We start from the raw sequence: 21,688 nt of genomic DNA, 5'->3' as shown, positions 1-21,688 counted from the left end.
CGAAAAAATTCCGAGGACCTGTACATTGGGGCAATAGAGGATATCCAGCAACCCTAGTTGCTTCGTACCCTCACGCACCTCTACTGCCCGACGAACACATCAATCTGCGTGCCCCTGGCTACTACCACTGATCTAAAAAAGGAGCGCAAAATGCTACCCAATCCCATCCTGGACAAGTTGCAAACCCTGCGCCTGCAAGACCTGATCAAGGCGCTTGGCGAGCGGCATGCAACGCCCGACATCAACGACCTCAGCTTCGATGAACGCTTGGGACTGATGGCCGACGGCGAGCTGACCGAACGTGAATACGCACGCCTGACGACCCGCCTCAAAGTAGCAAGACTGAGACACAACGCCTGATTGGAAGACATCGATTACCGCAGGCCACACGACCTGGACAAGCCCCTGACCTGCAATTAGGCAGCGGCCAATCGCTTCAAGACGGCCTGAACCTGATCATCGACGGCCCCACCGGAGTGGGCAAAACCTGGCTGGCCTAAGCGCTGGCCCACAAGGTCTGCCGAGACGGCAACAGCGTGCGCTACCCACGTCTGCCGCGCCTGGTGGCAGAACTGGGGCTACCTCACGGAGACGTGCGCTTCGCGAAACTGATGGCGGGTTATGCCAAAACCGACCTACTGATCCTCGACGGCTGGGATCTGGTGCCATTTACTGCGACGCAACGGTGGGACATGTTGGAACTGCTGGACGACTGCTATGGGAACCGCTCGACGCTGGTCACCAGCCAGACGCCGATGGACAAATGGCGTGTGCTGATCGATTATCCGACCTTGGGCGATGCGACCCTCGACCGTCTTGTGCACAACACTTACAGCATCGAACCCAAGGGCGATTCGCTGCGCAGGCGCGCGACGAAATTGACGACGGCAGGGACTTAAGACTAGCAATGCCAACCTGCGTCGCCGGATGGCGTGGAATGCGCACATCAGTTGCTTGAATCTGCAGGGCGCCCCTCCCGGGTTGAAATTTAAAGCTAGGTGCTCACCTCAAACTGCCCCACCAATTTTTGGAGTTTATTGGCATTAAGCCTCACGGTCTCAGCACTGCCTTGTAACACTACCACCATCTGCTGCATTTCTGAGGAGGACTGCTCGACCTGTTTGATCGTCTTACCGTAATCGAGGCTCCGATTGTTGAGTTGCTGAATGATCGCAAACATACTTTCCACCGCTTGGTGCAGATGCACATTTTCCGAGGAGGCATCTTCGGCCAGATGCAGGCTGTTATCTACGTCTCTGACTCCCTCCTTCATAAAACCAACGGCGTTTTGCGTTTCATTCTGCAAGCCTTCGATCATCTGCCTAATGTCGTCGGCGGCCCGAGAGGTTCGTGAGGCAAGAGTACGTACCTCATCGGCAACCACCGCAAAACCTCGCCCATGCTCTCCCGCACGCGCAGCCTCGATGGCGGCATTGAGTGCAAGGAGATTGGTCTGATTGGTGATGTCACTGATCAAGCCGGTAATGTTGCCGATTTGCGTCATGCGGCTGTCAAGCAACTGTACGCTCGAAGAAGAACGCTCAACCACATCCCGAATCGACCGCGTATCTGACTGCACGATAAGAAACTGCTCGCGGGCACGGGTAACAACTTCGTCCATTGCCTGTTTCATTTGCTCTGCGCTTGCGGAGGCTCGCTGGATTTCACCCAATTGGTCCTCAACGATAATCATCATCTGACGCACGGCGTCGGCCACTTCCGCCGAAGTGACGCCAGCTTCCTGGCTGCACTCCAACATCTTCTGATTGGTGGCGCCGACGGTGCGACATGACTTGACCACTTGCCCAACAACCGAATCCAGATTATCGATGAAGCTGTTGATCCAGCGCCCCATGTCACCAGTCTCATCGTTGGACATTCGAGTAGCGTCTAGACGTTGACGAAGGTTGCCCTCACCCTCGGCGATGGTCCTGATTACACCCGTCATCTCGCGCAACCTAAGCGCAAGTCGTTGAGGCCCCAACAGGCTAAACAATAAGGTGGCGCAGACCATACCCAAAACCTCGATACTATCGATTACCCCCTGCGCCAAGCCGCTATAATGCTGGACTATGAAGTTTAAGGTAAAGAGCCCTGTCATGGTTGCAATGTAAGGTTTTAGCAAGCCGTAACTGAGTGAGCGCCGACGGTAAACCTCCTCCAGATCGGCCTCACACATCATTCCCCAGCAATCAGGGGATCCTTGCATCTGGAATGTAACCCCTTTGCCAACCACCGGAATGTGCCTGTAGTCCGGGTAACCGGGATAAGTCACAAACAGGTTGGAGCCTGTACGAATGGTTTCGCGGACACCTGGATGCAACTGCTGGGTCGCGGGATCGGTAAAGCGCAATTCCAGCTCGGTATGTCGTTGAATCTGCACGGTATTGTAAGGCGTGCGCACACCACTTTTCAGGTTTTCGCCGAGGGTAAACTCACCGTCTTCGAAACGTGAGCGCGACAACGCGGTTCCCGGTGCAATCATCGGATCAAAGTGTGATTGCGCCATGAACAGATAATTGTCGCCCGACTCAGTATAGATATGCCCTGCCTCGCGCTGGATAAGATCACCCAACACATCGTTCGGTACACGACCGCAGAGACAACCGACGACTTTTCCATCAACCCTCAGAGGCTGATAAAACATCAATGTCACTTCGTCGTGAAAGCGTGAAGTCGATGGGCCGATTTGCAAGGTCAATGGATCGCTGTATGGGCCGTGAAGAAACGGCGCCTTCAACCCTTCGACCAGGGCGCAGCTTTTCTCAAGCTTATATTGGCAACGTTCGCTCCAAGTAGAGGCGATAACAACACCGTCGACACCCACAACAAACAACTCGGAAAAATCTTCAGCCTGACTGAGCTTTTCCATCAGCGAACTGCGGTCGATATGAACAAAATCCCGCCCGAGACATTCCGCCAGTTCAGCGAGGTGCTCCCATTGTTCGCGCGCCCAGTTATGAAGCAACTGGGCGCGGGTTTGGGCAATGGCTTCAAATGTTTGCTCGATCACAGGGTAAGCCGACTGATTGAGTCGGCATGACCAACTCATCATCATTTTCCCAGTTTTGCCGAACCAAGGTAACCAGTGCTTTTCGCTGTAGGATAACCGCATTAAATTACTTGAAAGCGACATTTGCCTCTCCAATTAAGACCACATTGATGGCAATTTGATAGCAAGTACCAAGCCAAGCCGTAAGCAACCTAACAATTTTGCATCGATCGAAGGATTTTCTGCAGTCGACAGCATTCTATTTGCTTCAACCTGTCAGACCGCATGCTTCACCTCAGTGCGCCTAGCACCACGTGCACTGAAAAAGCTTTTTCCGAACTGAGTGACAGCTCGTTTGGGATTGGTGCGAGAGTCTAGTAAGCGTGACGCTACCGCATGCACCCAGAAACCGCGGCGATGTCGATCCTGATCAGCACATGCATCAAACCCAGCCAAGAACAACTTTTTCTGATTGGCCGCGCTCGGTTGCAACGGAAAAATCCACTACAAAAATTACTTTAATCTCACAATTTAAAAGCGACTCGTTATATAAACTACTACCTGATCGGAGCAGTGAGTTTCAGCTAACCTGACCATCAGTACCGAGGAGGGGTCTAGATTCACACATTCCCAATACGAATCAATTTAAGAATTGAAGCAAGGTAGTGGGAACGAATACTTCTAGCAAAGATGGGGCACCCTCACAAAAAACATACGAAAGTCAGTCTACTGAACAGTGAAGCATTTTTGGTGTGATTACTGCGTTAGGCACATCAGTTGTTAGCGCTCATTGAAACCAGCCCCTAGACTACCATACCTCCAAACCAACACTAATCCGTAAAGGGCAAACACACAGTCCGAAAGTCAATCATCCGCCTAAGAAACCAAGCATTCAGCATTTTATCGACAACATAACTACTCTTTGCTCAACAGACGTAATCCTTAACTTTAGACTCAGATGGAGTCGCGATAAAAACCAGTTTAATATTGCTTGCAACTTCCATGACCGTAACGTTCAGTGGATATGCTGCCGCTATCTCACTGCTCAGCTGGGAGATCGCTGAAAATCGCCTCCTGAGCCTTCTTAGATAAACGCCCTATAGGAAATACACACTACACGATCACCGTTTGGCTTCACTGATCAATTACACTGCGCACAGCGGATCTTATCACATCGCGACAACTTCCAATGCTATCTGACAAGTACTGGAAACAGCCTAGCGCCATCAGCAATATAGCCAACAGGCTGTTAGTTAAGAAAACTAGGATTTACGCCCACAGAGTCTTTTTTGCATTGGCTTACTTCTCAAACCGAGAACAATACACACGTACACGAGCTCGACGAATTTAACCTCTCCGTCGTATATTTCCGCTAAAAACCAAAAACATCATAAATAAATTCGCCAACAGACACCTCTCAATTTTTATTTGAATTTAACATATCAATTCACATAACACTTAAGCACCTACGGCATTAAAAAACCAGGCATATGATCGACATGTTGCTCGCCCTTTCGACCATGGTAAGTTACAACTTTCCCTAAAATCCATACTGCGTATCCGACACAACCGGCAGCCTGAATGTCGCGCGTGAAGTCGGGAAATATAAGCTCCCCACGCTGCAACCCATTGACAGCGGCCTGAATACACATATTTGAAAATTCATACGGAATACTCTTTCCCGGTGGGTCCACCTCGAGAATGAAGACGTCGCCGTTACGCATGTAACAAATGACACGACAAGCACGATAGTCGACCCAATAGGATTCTACCCCAGCTGAGGCAAGTGAGGTGGTGACCTCATCAAGACTCATGCTCCCTTCATTAGAGCGTCTGAAAATTACTTTTATCATTGACGCGACAAAGTGATTCACTGGTGGAACCTCGGCAAGTTTTTGATAGTGCGGCGCCATTCGCGCCATGCACAAGTTCAAAGAACGTCGACTATATAATGAATCACTCTCGAAAATTTCTACTCAAAAGGCGCTTGTTCAACGATACCAACAAAAAATATCAACTTCCCCAGTTAAGTGCAGGCACCTTTCTCACTCTTCGAAAATAGCCACTGCTCGTACAAAACCCGCCGAGGCATGTTTAATTTTGTATGGAAAACAAGACACTTCAAATCCATGAGCCGGTAAGCACTCCAAGTTGGTGAGCTTTTCCATTTGACCATACCCAATGTCTCTGCCAGCTTTGTGCCCCTCCCAGATAATCGAAGCATCATTGGTGGCGGCGAAACGAGCGCGGGTATGGCTGAATGGCGCATCCCAACTCCAGGCGTCCGTCCCAACAACGCGTACACCCTGCTCAAGCAGAAACATCGTCGCTTCGCGGCCAATGCCAACGCCCGCGTCTAAATAGCCCGGTTGGCCAAAGATCGAACCCGCACGGGTATTGATAAGGACAATATCCAACGGCTGCAACACGTGCTCGATCCTTGCCAACTCGGCAGCTATTTCGGCAGCACTCACCACATGCCCATCAGGCAAGTGACGAAAATCTAACTTAACCCCTGGTCGCAAGCACCACTCCAACGGAAGCTCATCAATTCCGTAAGCAGGTTTCCCGCCATCGGTCGTCGAGGCGTAGTGCCAAGGTGCGTCCATATGGGTGCCGCTATGAGTTGTAATCTGCAGGCGTTCAGCAGCCCAGCCTTCACTTCCGGGAAGATCTTCGATACGAAGTCCTGGAAACATGGCCAATAGTTCCGGCGCGCCGGTCTGGTGATCGACATAATCAATTTTCGGCAGCAACGGTGGTGGATCGGTGTAGGGATTATTATCCAGCGTGACCGATAGATCGACGAGTCGACGAGTACGAGAAGTCATTATTACCGCTCTCAGTTTGGGGAAGGATGGACTGTGATACGTTGATCGATCGCGCCGAAAACACTATCTCCGTTTGAATCAAGTGCTTCCAAACGAACGCGATCGCCGTGCCGCATGAACCGGGTACGTGGTTGACCGTTTTCTATAATTTCAATCGCACGGCGTTCGGAAATGCAGGCTGAACCGGCTTCACAGTCAACATTGGAAACGGTTCCTGAACCGATAATGGTCCCTGCGCGCAAGCGTCGTGTGAGTGCGGCATGGGCAATCAGCTCAGCAAAACTGAAACTCATCTCACCGCCGTTGGGTTGCCCAAACCAAGCGTGGTTCCAACTCACCAACAAAGGCAGACAAACCCGCCCGTGCCGCCAGGCTGTGCCCAGCTCTTGAGGGGTTACGGCAACCGGGGAAAAACTGGACGAAGGCTTGGCTTGCAAAAAGCCAAAGCCTGACTTGATTTCACGTTGTATGAAGCCGCGTAAGCTGACGTCATTAACCAGCATGACCAACCGTACATATTGCAACGCCTGCGAAGCGGGGCATCCCATGGGCACTTCATCTACGACGACCGCGAACTCGCCTTCGAAGTCGATTCCATGCTCTTCACTGGGTAATATCACGTCATCGCAAGGTCCGAGGAAGTCATCACTGGCTCCTTGGTACATCAGCGGAACGGACTCTTCCGGTTGCGGCGGGAGATCAAAGGCTCGCTGAATCAAATGACCATGATTGAGAAAAGCAGAACCATCACACCATTGATAAGCACGGGGTAGAGGTGACTCCAACATTTCCGGTTGCAAATCAAAGCAATGGGATATTTCGCCGCGGTTTAAAGCCTCATAACACTGTTTCAATACAGGCTCAGCAACTGACCAAGCCTCTAAAGCCTGTTGCATCGTAGTGTATGACTCGGGCGTAACGGCGTAGCGCAGATTCCGGGAAACGACCACAAGCCTCCCGTCCCGGCTACCGTCTTTCAAAGTAGCGAGTTTCATTTGGCAATCCTCGTATGCAGTTAATACATAGTGCTGAGTCCCTGACTGCGCAGGGGTTAATGCAACGTTATGTCGCCCTTCGCTTGAATCGGGTCAAATAACCGAAGTCCCGCCAATCTAGGTGCAATCAACGAAAACACCGCCGCAAGCAACAGTGCCCAGCCGACCGCGCCGACCGCTTCAGAGCGCTCACCGAAGACGGAAATAAGCGCCATGATCAGCAGCGGGCTGGCGAATTGCCCACCAAAGAAGCTTGCATTGAATACACCCGTGCCTCGACCACGATGCTCGAAGCTCAAGCTCGACAGTGCCCAATTCACTACCGTGGGCAGCATGAGCCCGCACCCGAGCCCGTTGATCAACACTGCAATGACGACAGAGGGGTAATCGGCCGCTGTCGCTAACAAAATCAGCCCGACACCCGAGACTAGAAATGCCGCAGAAAGCAGTAGTCCCGGTCCGAAACGACTTAGCCATCGAAAGCTCAAGGCACCCGCAAACACTGCCGCATGGCTAATACCGATAGCCATCCCAGTACTTTTTGGAGAGTCGATCCCAATGTGGCCTAGCAAAAATCCGGTTTGTACCGGAATGATGAAAAAGCCCAGAGTAGCCACGGTAGTCAGCAGACAGATGACCGAAAGGGAGCGCCAAGGAAACCTGCTATTGCCGGTGACCCGCTTTGTCGACTCTTGCCGGAATTTGGACTGCATCGGTTCCCACAAGGTCAGGTACATCAACGGGACGAACAACAACCCTATGAAATACACCGAGAATGGCGTTCTCCAACCGTGTTCACCCAGCATGCCGCCAACCATGAAAAATGTAGCTGCGGATAAAGACGTCGCAATGGTTTGCCACGCTAACAACCGTGCCCTCGCCTGCCCTTCGTAATAATCACCGATCAAAGTAGTGCAGCACGTCATGATCGCGGCTTCTGCCAGCCCCAATCCGGCTCGGCTGAGCAGAATCGTCGTAAGGTCGTCGAGTATCAACGGCAGCGGGCCACAAATTCCGTACACGGCCATCGCTAGAATCAGCAGACGCTTACGTCCTAACCGATCAGCGAACCACCCCGCAAAAGGTGAGAACAAAGCGATCATCAACGCAGGAAGCGTCAACACAATAGGCACAAGCAACGCTGTGTTTGCGCTGCCCGCAAAATGCCCGGCGATCCGCGGCAATACGGGAGCAATCAACACACCACCCAGGATGGGGAGGCAACTTCCGAGTAGTAATAGAAGGCCTGCACCCGGTCGCGGGCGACGCTGAGTCTCCTTCTCGAGGGAATCATTCATAGCGTTTGATCCTTTTTGTTGTGAGTTATTGAGTCCGCCAAGACTGGGGTCGATAAAGCCATGACTCCACGCTCCGGGTCGATTACGTTAAACGTTCACAGTTGAGGGCTGAGGCCGTTCGACATCGCTCTTTTGAACGCTACGCCAGTCCCAGCGCCAAGTACGCGCATGGGGTAACAAGAAGTGCGCCAGCGCGGGTAACAACACCAGCGCGCCGACCATGTTCAACAGGAACATGAACGCCAGCAGGATGCCCATGTCAGCCTGGAACTTGATCGGCGAAAACACCCAGGTAGCCACGCCGATGGACAACGTGACGCCGGTTAACATCACCACCTTCCCGGTAAACAGAAGTGCGTGATAGTAAGCATCGGAAAGACTCTCTCCGGCCTTGAGACGCGCTAGCAATATGCTCATGACATACAAGGCGTAGTCGACGCCTATGCCAACGCCTAGTGCGATTACCGGCAAGGTTGCGACTTTGACCCCTATACCGAGCCAAACCATCAACGCTTCACACAAGATGGAGGTGAGTGCCAGTGGCAATATCACGCAGACGACTGCCAGCATTGAGCGGAACGTAATCAGGCAAAGAACGATCACTGCTCCGTAGACCCAGAACAACATGTCGTGATTGGCTTGTTTGACCACGATATTAGTTGCGGCCTCGATCCCGGCATTACCGGCGGCCAACAAAAACTTCACGTCGGGACTGTTGTTGGCTTGGGAGAAAGCCTCCACTTCGTCGACCAGCCGGGTGAGCGTGGCAGCTTTATGGTCACGTAAATATGCGTAAAGCGTGATGGTGTTACAGCTCTGATTGAACAACTCACGCGGCGCACGACCGGTGATCGAATTGAGCAGTGACTGGTTCTGCGTCAGGTCATACCATTTCGGATTCCCCTCACTCATGCCCACCAGCAAACTGCGATTTAAACTGGCCAAAGATGCGGTCGATTCCACGCCTGGCAACTGACGCAAGCGCCACTCCAGGGCATCAAGGCGCATCAAAGCAGGATAACTGGAACAGCCACCGTCCGGCGTACGCACGATCACCGCAAACACGTCACTGCTGGCTCCATAGTGGGTGGCTATATACGCATTGTCCTGGTTGTAGCGCGAATCAGCCCGCAACTCAGGTGCGCCAGGGTCCAGATCGCCAACCTGCAAGTGTAGGCTCACCCAAAAACCAAACGCACTCAGCAATAGACTGGCGATGATGGTCACTGCAGCCCAGCGTCTGCGTGTGAATAGATCCAGAAATGCCCAAAGCGGATGTTTGACGCCCTGCTCCGCCGCCTCTTCGCTGCGCAGGCTCCGCGCAGCGGCGTTGGCGCCAACCCCGCAAAAACTAAGCAGAATTGGCAGCAGGATAAGGTTAGTGAACACTAGAACCGCCACACCGATACTGGCGATCAGGGCCAAGTCCTGAATAACCTTAATGTCGATCAGCATCAACACGCCGAACCCGACAGCATCACACAGCAGCGCAGTGAGGCCGGCGAGGAACAGTCTACGAAAGGTGAAACGAGCCGCCACCAGTCGGTGCATGCCGCGCCCGATATCTTGCATGATGCCGTTCATTTTCTGCGCGCCATGGCTCATGCCGATGGCCAACACCAGAAACGGGACCAATACCGAGTACGGGTCCAGTTCAAACCCCAGCAATGCAACAAGGCCCAACTGCCAGGCCACTGCAACAAGCGAGCAAGCCATAACCAGCAGCGTGCTGCGAACGCATCTGGTAAACCAATACAGCATAATGGTGGCAATCAGGATGGCGACCGCGAAGAACATCAGTATCTGTTTCAAGCCGTCAATCAGATCGCCGACGACTTTGGCAAAGCCTGTGATATGGATATTCAACCCCTGAGCCTGGAAGTCTGCGCGAAGCTGTTCCAGCTCGTTGGACAACATGGCGTAATCCAAGGCCTTACCCGTTTGAGGGTCAATTTCCAGCAGTGGCACAAATAACAGGCTTGAGCGCGCATCCAAAGCGATGGTCTGGCCTATCTCTCCCGATCGTGCTGCGTTCTGGCGAACGGTTTCCAGGCTTGCGACTGAACCGTCGTAATCATCCGGAATGACGCGCCCCCCTTCAACGCCTTCTTCGGTGACCGCCATCCACCGCATGTTCGGCGTCCACAACGACTTCATGAACGGGCGGTCGACCCCAGGCAACAAGAAGACTTTGTCACTGAGTTTGGCGAGCAACTCAAGGTAATGTGCGTCGTAAATGGAATCTGCCGGCGACTCGACGACAATGCGTACCGAGTTGCCCAACCCCGTCAGTTCGCCCTGGTTGGCGAGATAGTTGGCGATGTAGGGATGGCCAGTCGGGATCATCTTTTCGAAACTGGCGTTGAGGCCCAAACGCGTGCTCGCTGCTCCCAGCCCCAGCGTGAGCAGGAAACACAACAACAAGACCAGTCCACGATGGTTGAACAGGCTTCTTTCGATGAAAGAGCCCGAATCGAGGTCAAAGTCTTTCAAGCTCTGTTCGGCTGATACGGGTCGGTCACCCGAAGTCTGAACCGCATTCATTTTACTTCTCCTCGCACGTCCACGCGTGTTACCCCACGAGCGCCGACCACAATCCATTGGCCACCGGCTGTTTGAGTCAGCGCCGATACAGGGGCGCGAGTGGATGATGTCTGCACCCTTAGTTGATCGTCGCTGCTCGAACTCAGGAGAAAGTGTCCGCTCTGATCAGCGAACATGACGAGCCCGTCATTAGTAGCCCGGGCAGCCATCAAACTTGACTTCAAGGGATTACTCAGAGATTGCCAGTGCTGACCTTTATCTCGCGTGCGCCACGCATTACCACGCAGGCCTGCCAACAGCAAATCACCATCGGCCGCCAGGTTCATGGCAAAAAAACTGCCCTCATAGGGGGTCGGCACACGTTTGAAATGTGCGCCACTGTCATCGGATGCAAACAACAAGCCCTGTTCTCCAGCGATGTAGATCTGCTCCCCCTGACCGGTAACGGCGTAGAGATGGTTACCGGCCGAGTTATCCAGTCGATCGACCCACGACTGCCAAGTTTGGCCGCCATCCTCGGTATGTAGGACCAACCCGAACGCTCCGACGACGGTACCCTGGCGATCATTGCTGAAATGCACAGCGAGGAACGGCTTGTCAGCCCCATCGGCGACAAACCGCTGAGCCACTTTCATCGCCTGGCCATTGGCGGAAGATGCGTTCAATACAGCATCCATCACTTGCTGAGCTGCCGCCTTTCCATCCAGTTGCAAGGTCCAGTGCTCTCCCCCGTCGGCTGTATGAAGGACGCTGCCCGCATGTCCCACAGCCCAACCATGGTCAGGTGAAGGGAACGTAAGCGCGGTAAGACTGACACTGATCGGCACGGACGCCTGGCGCCAGTTTTCGCCATCATCATCCGAGAGCAGGATCAAGCCCTGCTCACCTACCGCGACCACACGCCTGCCCGCTCGGGCAACATCAATGAGAACAGCCTGTGTCGGCTGGCTGACGAGCAGGGCCGGCCGCTGCAACACATCCTTCACCAGAGGATCACCTGCATGGGCTGACAGATTCGTCAACAGCAGCCCGACAATCGAACAAAAAGACAGCAATTTCATTACCGCACCCCGTCAGCGGCGAGACCATCGGGACTGAAGTCACTGTCAGGAAACGGTTTGACTATTTCGTTCTGGACGCGTTTTTCAGTGACCACGTTGTTGGCCATCCAGGCGCCGGTTTGCAGGTCGTATTGGGCAAACATGCCGCGAACTAATCCTGGCAACTCAGGTGTGGCGTAGGGCAATTGCAAGTAGGTCCGCCACAGTTTCTGGTTGGCATCCCAGCTATCGCCGAGCATAGCCATCCAGGTGTCCTCGTCTACATACAGGCGCCGCTTGGGCATGCTATGACGCTTTCCAGCAACCAGGTTGCCTTCAACGACCCATACCCGGTGCAACTCCCAACGCATGTGATCAGGGTTCAGGAACCGATCGCTCAGGATCTCATCGTCTTTACTCGGCTGCAGGATCTTGTTGCTGTTATAGGGAATGAGCATTTCCTGGCGACCGACAATCGTCCAGTCGTAGCGATCCAGCGGCCCAGTGAATACCGATACTTCGTCGAAATTGGCCACGCCGGAACTAGTGGGCGTCGGTGTATCGTAGGAAGATACCGGCAGTTTTCGTACGCGTCGTTGGCCTGTCAGATAAACCCAGGATTGCGGCCCGCCATTGGCGTAATCCAATGGTTCACGCCCTAGTAAGGCCTCACCCGCTCGCAACGGAGGGCCAAGGTTGACCAGTTTGGTCATCCAATAAACACCTTTGTATTCAGACTTTACGCTTTGAAAGTAATAAGGCATTTCCCGCTGTGACTGGATGGTGCTGGAAAGAATTCGCTGGCCATTGGCGGTAATGATGTAAACGTTGAAATCGTTCTTCCAAGCTTCCCCACGCCAACTCAGTTGATGGTTCCAGACAACTTCGGCACCCGATTTAGGAATTGGGAATGGTATCCCTCCGCTTGCGCCTTCCAAGGTATTGTTCTGATTGGTCAGGTGTGCGCTGGTCGCATTTTTCAGGGTATTGTCGTAAACCCACTGAGGCGCGGCTGCCGTGCGTCGAGTCGGATAAACGTCGATTCGATAATTCGGATATTTGGCGAAGAGCGCCTTCTGCCCATCACTCAGTTTGTCGGCGTATTGACTGAGATTCTGCGAGGTCACCGAATATAAAACTTTATCACTGGCAAAATAGTCTGGAATCCGCGGCCCAGGCTTGACACCCGCTGGCACTTGGGTAAAACCCTGGCTCCATGCAGGGATGCTGCCATCGGAGTTTCCGGCACGCTCACCACCCAGGGGGGTGAGGCTAGATTTGAGTTGCTGTGCTTCGCTGTCGCTGACAGCCCATATCTGCGATGAAAGAGGGAGCAGTAAGCTGCCCAATAGAAGAGTATAAATCGGGTTGAGTTTCATGAACCACACCTCTGTATTCTTGTTATAGATTTAACGCGTTAGAACGAACGCTGCGCTGTTAAGGCAATGAAATCCCGGTCTTTAAGCGGTTGGCCATAGGTATTAGCGTTACCGGCGTCCAGGAAATTGTCACTGCCACCTATATATCGGGTGTAGTTGAGGCCGACCTTCCAGGTTTGCAGGTAGTCGGCCTGGACGCCGAAACTGATATCACCGCCTTTGTCACCCACACCATTGTTGAATTTGGTGATCACAGAAGACCGCCCCTTCGGGTTGTACCCCAGCCCGATAGGCACGCTGAGGTCCAGACCTGGATACACCTGGAAGAAGTTTTGAGTGAAGCTCATGCGAAAACCCCACGCATCACGCTCACTGTTGGGGTCAAGCGCCGAAGCGTTTTTGGTGATGCTGGTGCGTCGATGCCAAGCAACCTCTCCCGCCAGGCTGGCGGAATCCCAGAAACTGTTCCCCGCAAAGGAATAGAGCGATGACAGCTGCGCGTGCACCGAGTTACCGACCGCGTACAGCGCATGATCATCATTGTCTCCGGTACCCGTAGGGTTGGCTTGCGAAACGCTTACCAGCGGCGTATTACGCCGCACAGAAACCTCACCGGCGACGTTCGCATCGCCTAATGAGGTGCTGAAGCTGGCGCCAAAGGCACGAATACCTTCGGCGTACACCAACTGGTATTCACCCAGTTGCCCGGTCAAAACATTCGGACCGGTCGCGTTCGTCCGGGTGTAGACCATAGGGTCTTTAGCGTGATATCGAATCGCGTAAAGCCCAAAGTCGGTATTCCAATCCTCGGGGGAAAAACGTAACGACAGGCCATATTGACCGCTATCGCTAGCCTTGATGTCTTTACCGCGGAAAAAAGCCAATGGCTGGCGGTTAGGCCCGATTGGACCTCCGACAATGAGTCGCTCACCGCCATCGCCCACGACGTCAGAGGTAGAAAAATAGCTGCCCACAGCGGGAATACGGTTTTCTTCCCATTCGAACTGATAGTACGCAGCGATGGAAATATTGGAGCGCAGCTGAATTTGCCCGGAAAACTGATTGACGGGTCGGATCAGTTCTTTGAACGGGGTATTGGGTACCGATGTGGCTTTGATCACATCGACGGGCGCTTGACCGGCCGCAATACCGTTGGAACCAAAGAAGAGGCTTTCTCCCCAGAGAACGGTATGTCGACCGAGCCTGAAACTGCTCGGCAACTGACCCAAAGATCCCTTACCGAATATAAACGCATCAAGAATCTCGGCTTTCCCACCATGCAGCTCTCGGGTGTCATCGGTGAACTGATCGTAGCTAACCGAGCGCTGATTTGCCGTAGTTGGAGAGTCGTTGTCATTACGCCCTTGATACACTGTGTCATACCATCCGGCTGCACTTATCCGCGCACCGAAATCTTTATAGCGCGCATCGAACTCCGAGAGGATGTTCAGGCGATTGGAAATCAGGCCTTTGTCGAAATTACGGTCAGCGTCATCCTGGTTGGTCGAACCTACCAACTTGCTATCACGGTCTTTGACTCGCCAGGCAGCGTTATATTTGATCGTATTGTCCCAGCGCAGGCGCAGATCGGAGTCTTGCGTTTCGATTTCAAACCCGTAGACCTGAGGAATACAATTAATCGTAGCCATCGCAGCGACCATTACAGCCAACTGGTGGTGACTGCGCGTTTTTTTTTTCGGAATCATGGGTTTCATCGATGCCTACCTCTGACTTGTTATTTTTGTAGTTGAAGGCCTTAAGCTCCGCCGCTGCTGCGGGTTAAGTGAAGTCAGGATAAGTAAAAAAATCCCATCCGAATAATCGATTTTTCGGATGCCATGCATCTGAAAAAAATGATACAAAGAAGACCCTCGTTTCAGGAGCCTTGGCGATGCGATTCCATCACTTGGATTTAAACCTTCTCGTCGTTTTAGATGCCCTGCTGAGTGAGCAGAACATAACGCGCACGGCTAAACGCCTGAACATCAGTCAATCCTCTACCAGTGGGCTCCTGGCACGTTTACGCGACTATTTCGGCGATGAATTGCTTGTGCAAGTAGGCCGTAAGATGCACCCTTCGCCTCTGGCGCAAAGCTTGGCCGAGCCCGTGCGTCGGGTGTTGCTGGATATTCAATCAACTATCGTCAATAAGCCCGATTTTGATCCTCTGACGTGCAAGCGACATTTCAAAATAGTTGCGTCTGACTTTGTCACCACTGTGTTTTTGAGCCCGCTGACGCAGCGCCTGCAGCAGTTGGCACCTCATATATCCTTAGATATCCAACCCACGTCCAATCAATACAACGAGATGCTGACCCAGGGCGAAGTCGATTTTGTGATCATGCCGGATCACTACCTATCTGATATGCACCCCAAAGTTTTGCTTTTTGAAGACGATTACCAGTGCGTTGTATGGCGAGAAAATTGCGAGGTAGGCGACCAGCTTAGCCTGACCCAATACCTTGAGCTTGGGCATGTGGCAGTACAATTTGGTAGCGCCCGAGCGCCCAGCTTTGATGAGGAATTTTTAAGCCGTTACGGCAAATCTCGCCGAGTAGAATTGACGACCAGCAGCTTCAATACCCTGCCCCATCTACTGGTAGGCACACGTCGCATTGCGGTGATGCAAACGCGCTTGGCGGCGCTGTACGCAACCTACCTTCCATTGCGAGTATTGCAATCACCCGTGGAGCTTCCCTTGCTGCGTGAGTTCATGCAATGGAACAAATTTCTTGACGGTGACCCGGCCCATCGGTGGATGCGTAGTCTCTTTACTGAGGTTGCCAATCAAACTGCGCTCGCCGTTTGATAAGCGCATTTCTCCAGTGTTGGCCCAGACAAAAACAATTATGATAGTGAATCACTTTTTCCGGTTTTCTTGCTAATGTCCAAGCGCAGTGACGCAAAAGTAACGCCCATTTCAGAAGAAGTACCCGCTTCGGAAATTATTCTGGAGGAACTGGTCGGCTACGCATTACGTAGGGCGCAGATTCAGGTGTTCCAGCACTTAGTAGAGCAGCTAAATCAGTTCGACCTGCGTCCTGCGCAATTTTCAGCACTAGCCATCATTGAGCAAAATCCAGGAACGACTCAAATCGAGTTGGCACGCAGCTTAGCCATCGACCCACCTCAGGTTGTGCCGCTGGTAAATAAGCTAGAAGCCTTGGCTCTGGCGGTGCGAATACGCAGCAAGAAAGACAAACGCTCTTATGGGCTGTACTTGAGCAACGAGGGAGAAGCGTTACTCAAGCAGCTCAAAGGCGTAGCAGAAAAAAGTGATATGGACGCTACGGCTAACTTGACGTCTGAGGAGCGCACCCAATTGCTCCACTTGTTGCAAAAAATCTTTAAACCGATCGCTGATGCTTAAGAGGTGCGGCGGGAATCAGCCTAACCTGGCGGAAACCCGCGCCTTCGCTCAGTTCACAGACTTGATCACGCCCGCATCCCTTCCAGCATAAAGTGCCTCGATTTTTTCGGCTCGGTACTGCAAGACTGCGCGCTGATTGATCGAGCCTTTATCGGTGATCTCGCCTTTATCGACCGAAGGAGCATCCGCCAGCAAACATGCCCAATCCAGACGACTCGCGCTACCGGTTGCCTGCATATTCAACGTCGCCAGTAACATCCCCAGCCAGCCGCGCACCGCAGTGGATGCCAATACCTCATCAACCGTTGCCGAGGCTTCGAGGCCCGCTAGCTGTCGACACTCCGGCAGCCTTGGAAAGATCAATAAACCTAATTTCTCGCGATCCGGTCCAACTATTACCGCATCATGGACAAACGGAGCCCCCTGCAGAACTACTTGCGTGCGCATGGGCCCGACGCTGACAAATACACCGGACGAAAGCTTGAAGTCTTCAGCGATCCGTCCATCGAACATAAGACCCAACTGTGGATCTAGCGGATCTGCCAGTTTCAACGCATCCCCGGAACAGTAAAAATTTTCGTCATCAAACGCGGCGTCGGTCTGTTTTTGCGAGCGCCAGTAACCAGGCATGACATGTGGGCCACGGAACCTCGCTTCAAGCTTGCCATCAACTGGTACCAATTTAACTTCGCATCCTGGTGCCGGCAGTCCCACATAACCTGCCATCGATAAAGGGCCGGTTGTAAACGTGCAGCAAGGGGATGTCTCTGTCATGCCGAGACCTGCCATGATCCTAATGCGCTCGCCACAATGGTCAATCGAAACCCTCTCCAGTCGGTTCCATACAGCCTGAGACAAACCCGCCCCCGCGAAAAAGAACAGCTTTACCTTCTCAAAAAAACGCGCGCGCAACTCTTCGTCCAGCTCAAGCGCTGTCACCAATTCTTCCCAGCCCTTCGGAACGGTCAGGTATGCCGTAGGAGAAATTTCTTTCAGATTGCGCAACGTTTGGGCAAACAATTGAGGTGTAGGTTTACCGTCGTCGATATAAAGACTACCGCCGTTGTAAAGCACAATACCCACGTTGTGACTGCCACCAAAAGTATGGTTCCAAGGTAGCCAATCAACCAACACAGGCGGTTCTTCGGCGAACACTGGAAACGTCTGTAACAGCATCTGTTGGTTGGCACACAGCATTCGCTGCGTGGTAATGACCGCCTTGGGTAGTTTGGTTGAGCCCGACGTAAACAGAAACTTGGCAATGCTGTCAGGATTCGTTTTTTCGAAGGCTGCATCAGCCTGCGCCACATCCGACACTTCAAGCAGGCTGCCAAAACTAACGCAGGTTCTCTCCGCGAGTTCCCCCGTGCCCATAATCAGGGGGATATCTAAACTCAAAACGGCACAAATTGCCGTCGAAAAGCTCTCATCAGCAGCAAAAACCAGCCCTGGTTTCAAGGTGTGTACTATATGTTTCAACTTCCCAAAATCTTTGGACACTAGAGAATATGCAGGCGAAACAGGGCAATAGGGGATCCCTGCGTACAACGCTGCACACGCCAGTTGCATATGCTCCAGGTCGTTACCTGAAAGTATGATTAGCGGCCGCTCGGCGGACAGTCCAAACCTTAAAAGCGTCTGTGCAATGCGACGTGTACGGTGAAGCATCTGTGCGTAGGTAATGCGCAGCCAATCCCCAGCACCATCTCGCTGAGCAATAAATGTTTGTTCCGGTCGAACGTCTGCCCAATGAACCAGGCGATCAAGCATTCGGCGCGGGTATGGCTCGAGTTGCTCGACCGTTTTTAAGTACATCACATCGCCGTCAGTACGAATCCTCACCTCGGGCCGGCTCACCGCAACGTGGCGCAGCGCACCGCTCAAATCCGAGGGTATTGCGTTACTGGATTCTTTTTTCATGCACTGTGCCTCAGCAAGGTGCGCGCCTCCACTTCAACTTCTATAAAGCAGGGGCGCGGCATGGGCATAGCCCTGTAATTATTTTTGTCAGATCGGATAGTGACGTGGGCCATTTTGCAAAGTCACCCACCGCAACTGAGTGAAGTGCTCGATAGAAGCGCACCCGCCGAAACTGCCGTATCCACTGTGCTTGACCCCGCCAAATGGCATCTGCGCCTCATCATGAACCGTCGGACCATTGATGTGGCAAATTCCGGATTCGAGGCGTTGCGCCAACGCCAATGCGCGACTAGTGTCACGACTGAAGATGGAAGCCGACAACCCAAATGCGGAGTCGTTGGCCAACCGCAGCAGGGCTTCGTCTCCATCTGCACGCAAAACCACCACCACCGGTCCGAAGGATTCGTCACGGTACAAGCGCATGTCCTCTGTGACACCGTCAAGCAGTGTCGGCTGCATGATGCTGCCTTCAACTTGGCCCCCAGCGACTAACCTGGCACCGAGGTCTACCGCGTCATCCACCAGTGCCTTGATACGCTGCCCGGCCGATACGTCAATCAAGGACCCAAGCACCGACTCCTCAGATGACGGGGCACCTGCCGGCAAGGTCGCAATTTTGCTCGACAGTTTTTCGATAAACATATCAGCAACACGTTGATCGACAATCAACCGCTCGGTGGACATGCATATTTGCCCCTGGTTGAAAAAGGCCCCAAAGGCGGCGGCTTCTACCGCGGCGTCGAGGTCCGCATCTTCCAGTACCAACAAAGGCGCCTTGCCGCCCAACTCCAACAAGGCCGGCTTCAGATACCGCGCGGATAACTCACCCACGATTCGGCCGACATGCGTGGAGCCAGTAAAATTGACACGTCGCACCGCTGGGTGAGCAATCAATCGCTCGACGATAGCTGACGCATCCTGCGGCGCATTGCTAACGACATTGACCACGCCGTCACCCAATCCAGCTTCATGCAGCACTTGCCCTACTAAGCGATGTGCCGCCGGGCTCAACTCGGACGACTTGAGTACCACCGTGTTACCGCACGCCAACGGCATAGCGATTGCCCGTGTCGCGAGAATCAACGGCGCATTCCATGGAGCAATACCTAACACCACGCCGCAGGGTTGGCGCAATGCCATGGCGAAGCTGCCCGGCACATCGGAAGGAATGATCTGGCCGGTGATCTGGGTCGTCATCGCTGCGGCTTCGCGCAAGATATTCGCAGCGAGCTTCACGTTGAATCCATACCAGTTACTCATTGCACCGGTTTCAACTGCCATGTCGATGAACGTCTGGCCGTGCGCCTGCATCAGGTCTGCCGCGCGCAACAGCCTCGCCCGACGCTCGCCTGGCCCTAGCGCAGCCCACGCCGGGAATGCCGCCTGTGCGGCGCAGACTGCGGCGTCTGCGTCTTCTACCGTAGCGGCGGCGATCCGCGAAACCACACGACCACTTACAGGATTGCGCCGCTCGAAGGTTTTTCCATCGCTGGCCGGGCATGCCCGACCCCCTATCAATAATGGCACCTCAAACATGGAAGGTTCCTCGTTTATTCTTATTGTCAGTGCGTACAGGGGGAATTGCCGGCAGCCTGCAATGCTGCCGACAGGCGTCAGCGCTTGTAAGCCTGCAACCCCGGCTTGATGCTTTTATCGTCGAGGAATTGCTTCAGTCCCTGCTCACGACCGTGCTCAGGGTCTCGCAACTGAGCTTGATCCAATTTCGCATACAGATAATCTTCACTCTGCTCCCATGTCAGCTCGCGGCATCGCTTGAAACCATGTTTGGCGGCGCGCAAGACAACGGGGTTCTTGTCGAGCAGATCCTCAGCAAGCGCAATCACTTCATCACGCAGTTGCTCCAACGGCACGCTCTTATTGACTAGCCCCATTTGCGCAGCCTTCGGCCCGCCGAATGTCTTGCCAGTCATGATGTAGTACAGCGACTCACGATGCCCGACGGTGTCCGCCATCGCCTTGCTGACCAAGTTGCCTGGCGGGATTCCCCAGTTGATTTCAGAAAGACCGAAGGTTGCTTCATCCGCGCAAATCGCCAGATCACAAGCTACCAACGGGCTGAAGCCCCCCCCAAAACACCAGCCATTGACCATTGCAATAGTGGGTTTGCTGTACATACGGAGCAGTTTCCATTGCCACTCGGATGCATCGCGGCGGATTTTTTCCTGAAGAATTTCAGGCCCTCCATCCACCTCGCGAAAGTATTCTTTTAAATCCATGCCGGCTGTCCACGCGGTACCAGCGCCGGTGAGCACCAATACCTTGGCCTCAGCGTCCTGCTCGACGGTTTCGAGCACGTCGCGCATTTCCCGATTTAATGTAGGGCTCATTGCATTACGCTTTTCCGGACGATTCAACGTCACCCAGGCGATGCCGCCCTCAACATTCACCGATACAGTTTGCCAACGGTTTTCGTATTTGCTCATCTCACACCTCTGTGGTTAATCGCAGCGCCGCCGATGAGTCAAAATTATCCCTCAATAATAGTTATGTCAATTAATGATTAATCTTATTAATCATTTTTCTTCCCTAGGCTCAGATGAACCGCGCAAAAAATGGGCGGAATCTTCCACACAAAAGCAACATGGATCGCCGCTTCGGTGCGGGATGCAGCAGTGCGGTCCTATAAAGAGACATAACCTACTGCCATTTTATTCTTTTGGGCTAAGGGGATCGTCATGTGATAGTCCGCCATCGTCGGCCCATCACGTTTCCTCTGCCCATGCCTACTCACAGCCAGCTGTTCACCGCCCTGTTTTCCAAGCACTACATGTGGTTGCGCCAGCGTGTGAATAACACCCTCGGTTGCGAGCACAGTGCTGACCGCATCACCGCGGACGCGTTCATGCGCCTACTGGGCCTGCAAAATCTCAACGAGGTCCGCGAGCCGCGGGCATTACTCAGTACTATCGCTAAGCGGTTGATGATCAATAACTGGCGGCGCGCCGATCTGGAACGTGCGTATCTCGCCACCCTGGACGATGAGCCGGCCAATACCGTTGCCTCACCCGAAGAGCACGCGATGCTGATCGAAAGCCTCCTGCAACTGGACCGCCTGCTCAGCGGTTTGGTGCGTCAGGCCAAGCAAGTGTTCCTCCACAGCCTCTTTGACGGCTGGACCTACGAGCAGATCGCAAGACGGTTGGGCATTTCGAAGAGCCGCATCCATCAACACATGGAACAGGCCTATTTGGCCTGCCTACTGGCATTAGCCGAATGAACGCCGACGACCAGTACCAGATACGTATCGAAGCAGCCAGCTGGCTCGCCGCCCTGCATTCGGGTGACGTGGACCCGCGCC

At 53.4% G+C, this 21,688-nt stretch carries 15 protein-coding genes and 1 pseudogene; 4 read left to right on the top strand and 12 right to left on the bottom strand.

Annotated features, from left to right (window positions below):
- The first annotated feature begins 150 nt into the window (after window positions 1–150).
- Window positions 151–899, top strand: a pseudogene (gene istB / locus AYR47_RS20590) (IS21-like element helper ATPase IstB).
- A gap of 95 nt (window positions 900–994) precedes the next feature.
- On the opposite strand, the gene AYR47_RS33460 reads toward istB, so the two are convergent.
- The 9 genes from AYR47_RS33460 to AYR47_RS20545 all read right to left on the bottom strand — a co-directional run bounded on the left by AYR47_RS33460 (window position 995) and on the right by AYR47_RS20545 (window position 14,785).
- Window positions 995–1,621, bottom strand: a complete 627-nt coding sequence (locus AYR47_RS33460; protein WP_420492071.1) for a methyl-accepting chemotaxis protein — start codon at window positions 1,619–1,621, stop codon at window positions 995–997.
- 2,837 nt (window positions 1,622–4,458) lie between these two features.
- The gene (locus AYR47_RS20580) at window positions 4,459–4,806 is read right to left on the bottom strand and encodes a hypothetical protein (RefSeq protein ID WP_061436583.1); all 348 of its coding nucleotides are present in this window, start codon (window positions 4,804–4,806) and stop codon (window positions 4,459–4,461) included.
- 231 nt (window positions 4,807–5,037) lie between these two features.
- Window positions 5,038–5,823, bottom strand: a complete 786-nt coding sequence (locus tag AYR47_RS20575; protein ID WP_061436582.1) for a cyclase family protein — start codon at window positions 5,821–5,823, stop codon at window positions 5,038–5,040.
- An 11-nt stretch (window positions 5,824–5,834) separates the two neighbouring features.
- Window positions 5,835–6,818: a fumarylacetoacetate hydrolase family protein gene (locus tag AYR47_RS20570; RefSeq protein WP_061436580.1), complete on the bottom strand. Its 984-nt coding sequence runs from the start codon at window positions 6,816–6,818 to the stop codon at window positions 5,835–5,837.
- Window positions 6,819–6,874: 56 nt separating this feature from the next.
- Window positions 6,875–8,116: an MFS transporter gene (locus tag AYR47_RS20565; protein ID WP_061436578.1), complete on the bottom strand. Its 1,242-nt coding sequence runs from the start codon at window positions 8,114–8,116 to the stop codon at window positions 6,875–6,877.
- An 87-nt stretch (window positions 8,117–8,203) separates the two neighbouring features.
- A complete protein-coding gene (locus tag AYR47_RS20560; RefSeq protein WP_061436576.1) occupies window positions 8,204–10,660 on the bottom strand; it encodes an efflux RND transporter permease subunit in 2,457 nt (818 codons plus the stop codon).
- Complete coding sequence (locus AYR47_RS20555; protein ID WP_061436575.1) at window positions 10,657–11,721, bottom strand: WD40/YVTN/BNR-like repeat-containing protein; 1,065 nt, start codon at window positions 11,719–11,721, stop codon at window positions 10,657–10,659. The genes AYR47_RS20560 and AYR47_RS20555 overlap by 4 nt, the downstream gene beginning before the upstream one ends.
- Window positions 11,721–13,079 (bottom strand): DUF1329 domain-containing protein, encoded by a 1,359-nt coding sequence (locus tag AYR47_RS20550; protein WP_061449456.1) that lies wholly within the window; start codon window positions 13,077–13,079, stop codon window positions 11,721–11,723. The genes AYR47_RS20555 and AYR47_RS20550 overlap by 1 nt, the downstream gene beginning before the upstream one ends.
- Window positions 13,080–13,117: 38 nt before the next feature.
- Entirely contained in the window at window positions 13,118–14,785 is a 1,668-nt protein-coding gene (locus AYR47_RS20545) for a DUF1302 domain-containing protein (protein WP_061436573.1), read from the bottom strand.
- Window positions 14,786–14,970: 185 nt separating this feature from the next.
- Between AYR47_RS20545 and AYR47_RS20540 the strand changes: the two genes are divergently transcribed.
- On the top strand, window positions 14,971–15,888 hold the full coding sequence (locus tag AYR47_RS20540) for a LysR family transcriptional regulator (RefSeq protein WP_061436571.1): 918 nt from the start codon (window positions 14,971–14,973) through the stop codon (window positions 15,886–15,888).
- Between the two features lie 75 nt (window positions 15,889–15,963).
- The gene (locus tag AYR47_RS20535) at window positions 15,964–16,449 is read left to right on the top strand and encodes a MarR family winged helix-turn-helix transcriptional regulator (RefSeq protein WP_061436570.1); all 486 of its coding nucleotides are present in this window, start codon (window positions 15,964–15,966) and stop codon (window positions 16,447–16,449) included.
- A 48-nt stretch (window positions 16,450–16,497) separates the two neighbouring features.
- On the opposite strand, the gene AYR47_RS20530 is transcribed toward AYR47_RS20535, so the two are convergent.
- The 3 genes from AYR47_RS20530 to AYR47_RS20520 form a co-directional block, all read right to left on the bottom strand.
- The gene (locus tag AYR47_RS20530; protein WP_061436568.1) at window positions 16,498–18,369 is read right to left on the bottom strand and encodes a feruloyl-CoA synthase; all 1,872 of its coding nucleotides are present in this window, start codon (window positions 18,367–18,369) and stop codon (window positions 16,498–16,500) included.
- An 87-nt stretch (window positions 18,370–18,456) separates the two neighbouring features.
- Window positions 18,457–19,905: an aldehyde dehydrogenase gene (locus tag AYR47_RS20525; RefSeq protein WP_061436567.1), complete on the bottom strand. Its 1,449-nt coding sequence runs from the start codon at window positions 19,903–19,905 to the stop codon at window positions 18,457–18,459.
- A gap of 77 nt (window positions 19,906–19,982) precedes the next feature.
- Entirely contained in the window at window positions 19,983–20,813 is an 831-nt protein-coding gene (locus tag AYR47_RS20520) for a p-hydroxycinnamoyl CoA hydratase/lyase (protein WP_061436565.1), read from the bottom strand.
- Window positions 20,814–21,109: 296 nt separating this feature from the next.
- Here AYR47_RS20520 and AYR47_RS20515 point away from each other — a divergent pair, with 296 nt between their 5' ends.
- Window positions 21,110–21,607 (top strand): sigma-70 family RNA polymerase sigma factor, encoded by a 498-nt coding sequence (locus AYR47_RS20515; RefSeq protein WP_061436563.1) that lies wholly within the window; start codon window positions 21,110–21,112, stop codon window positions 21,605–21,607.
- The last annotated feature ends 81 nt before the right edge of the window (window positions 21,608–21,688 follow it).

Source organism: Pseudomonas azotoformans (assembly GCF_001579805.1).
Lineage (GTDB): Bacteria > Pseudomonadota > Gammaproteobacteria > Pseudomonadales > Pseudomonadaceae > Aquipseudomonas > Aquipseudomonas azotoformans_A.
The sequence above is the reverse complement of the archived record's forward strand: the minus strand, read 5'-3'. Positions and strand labels throughout refer to the sequence as shown.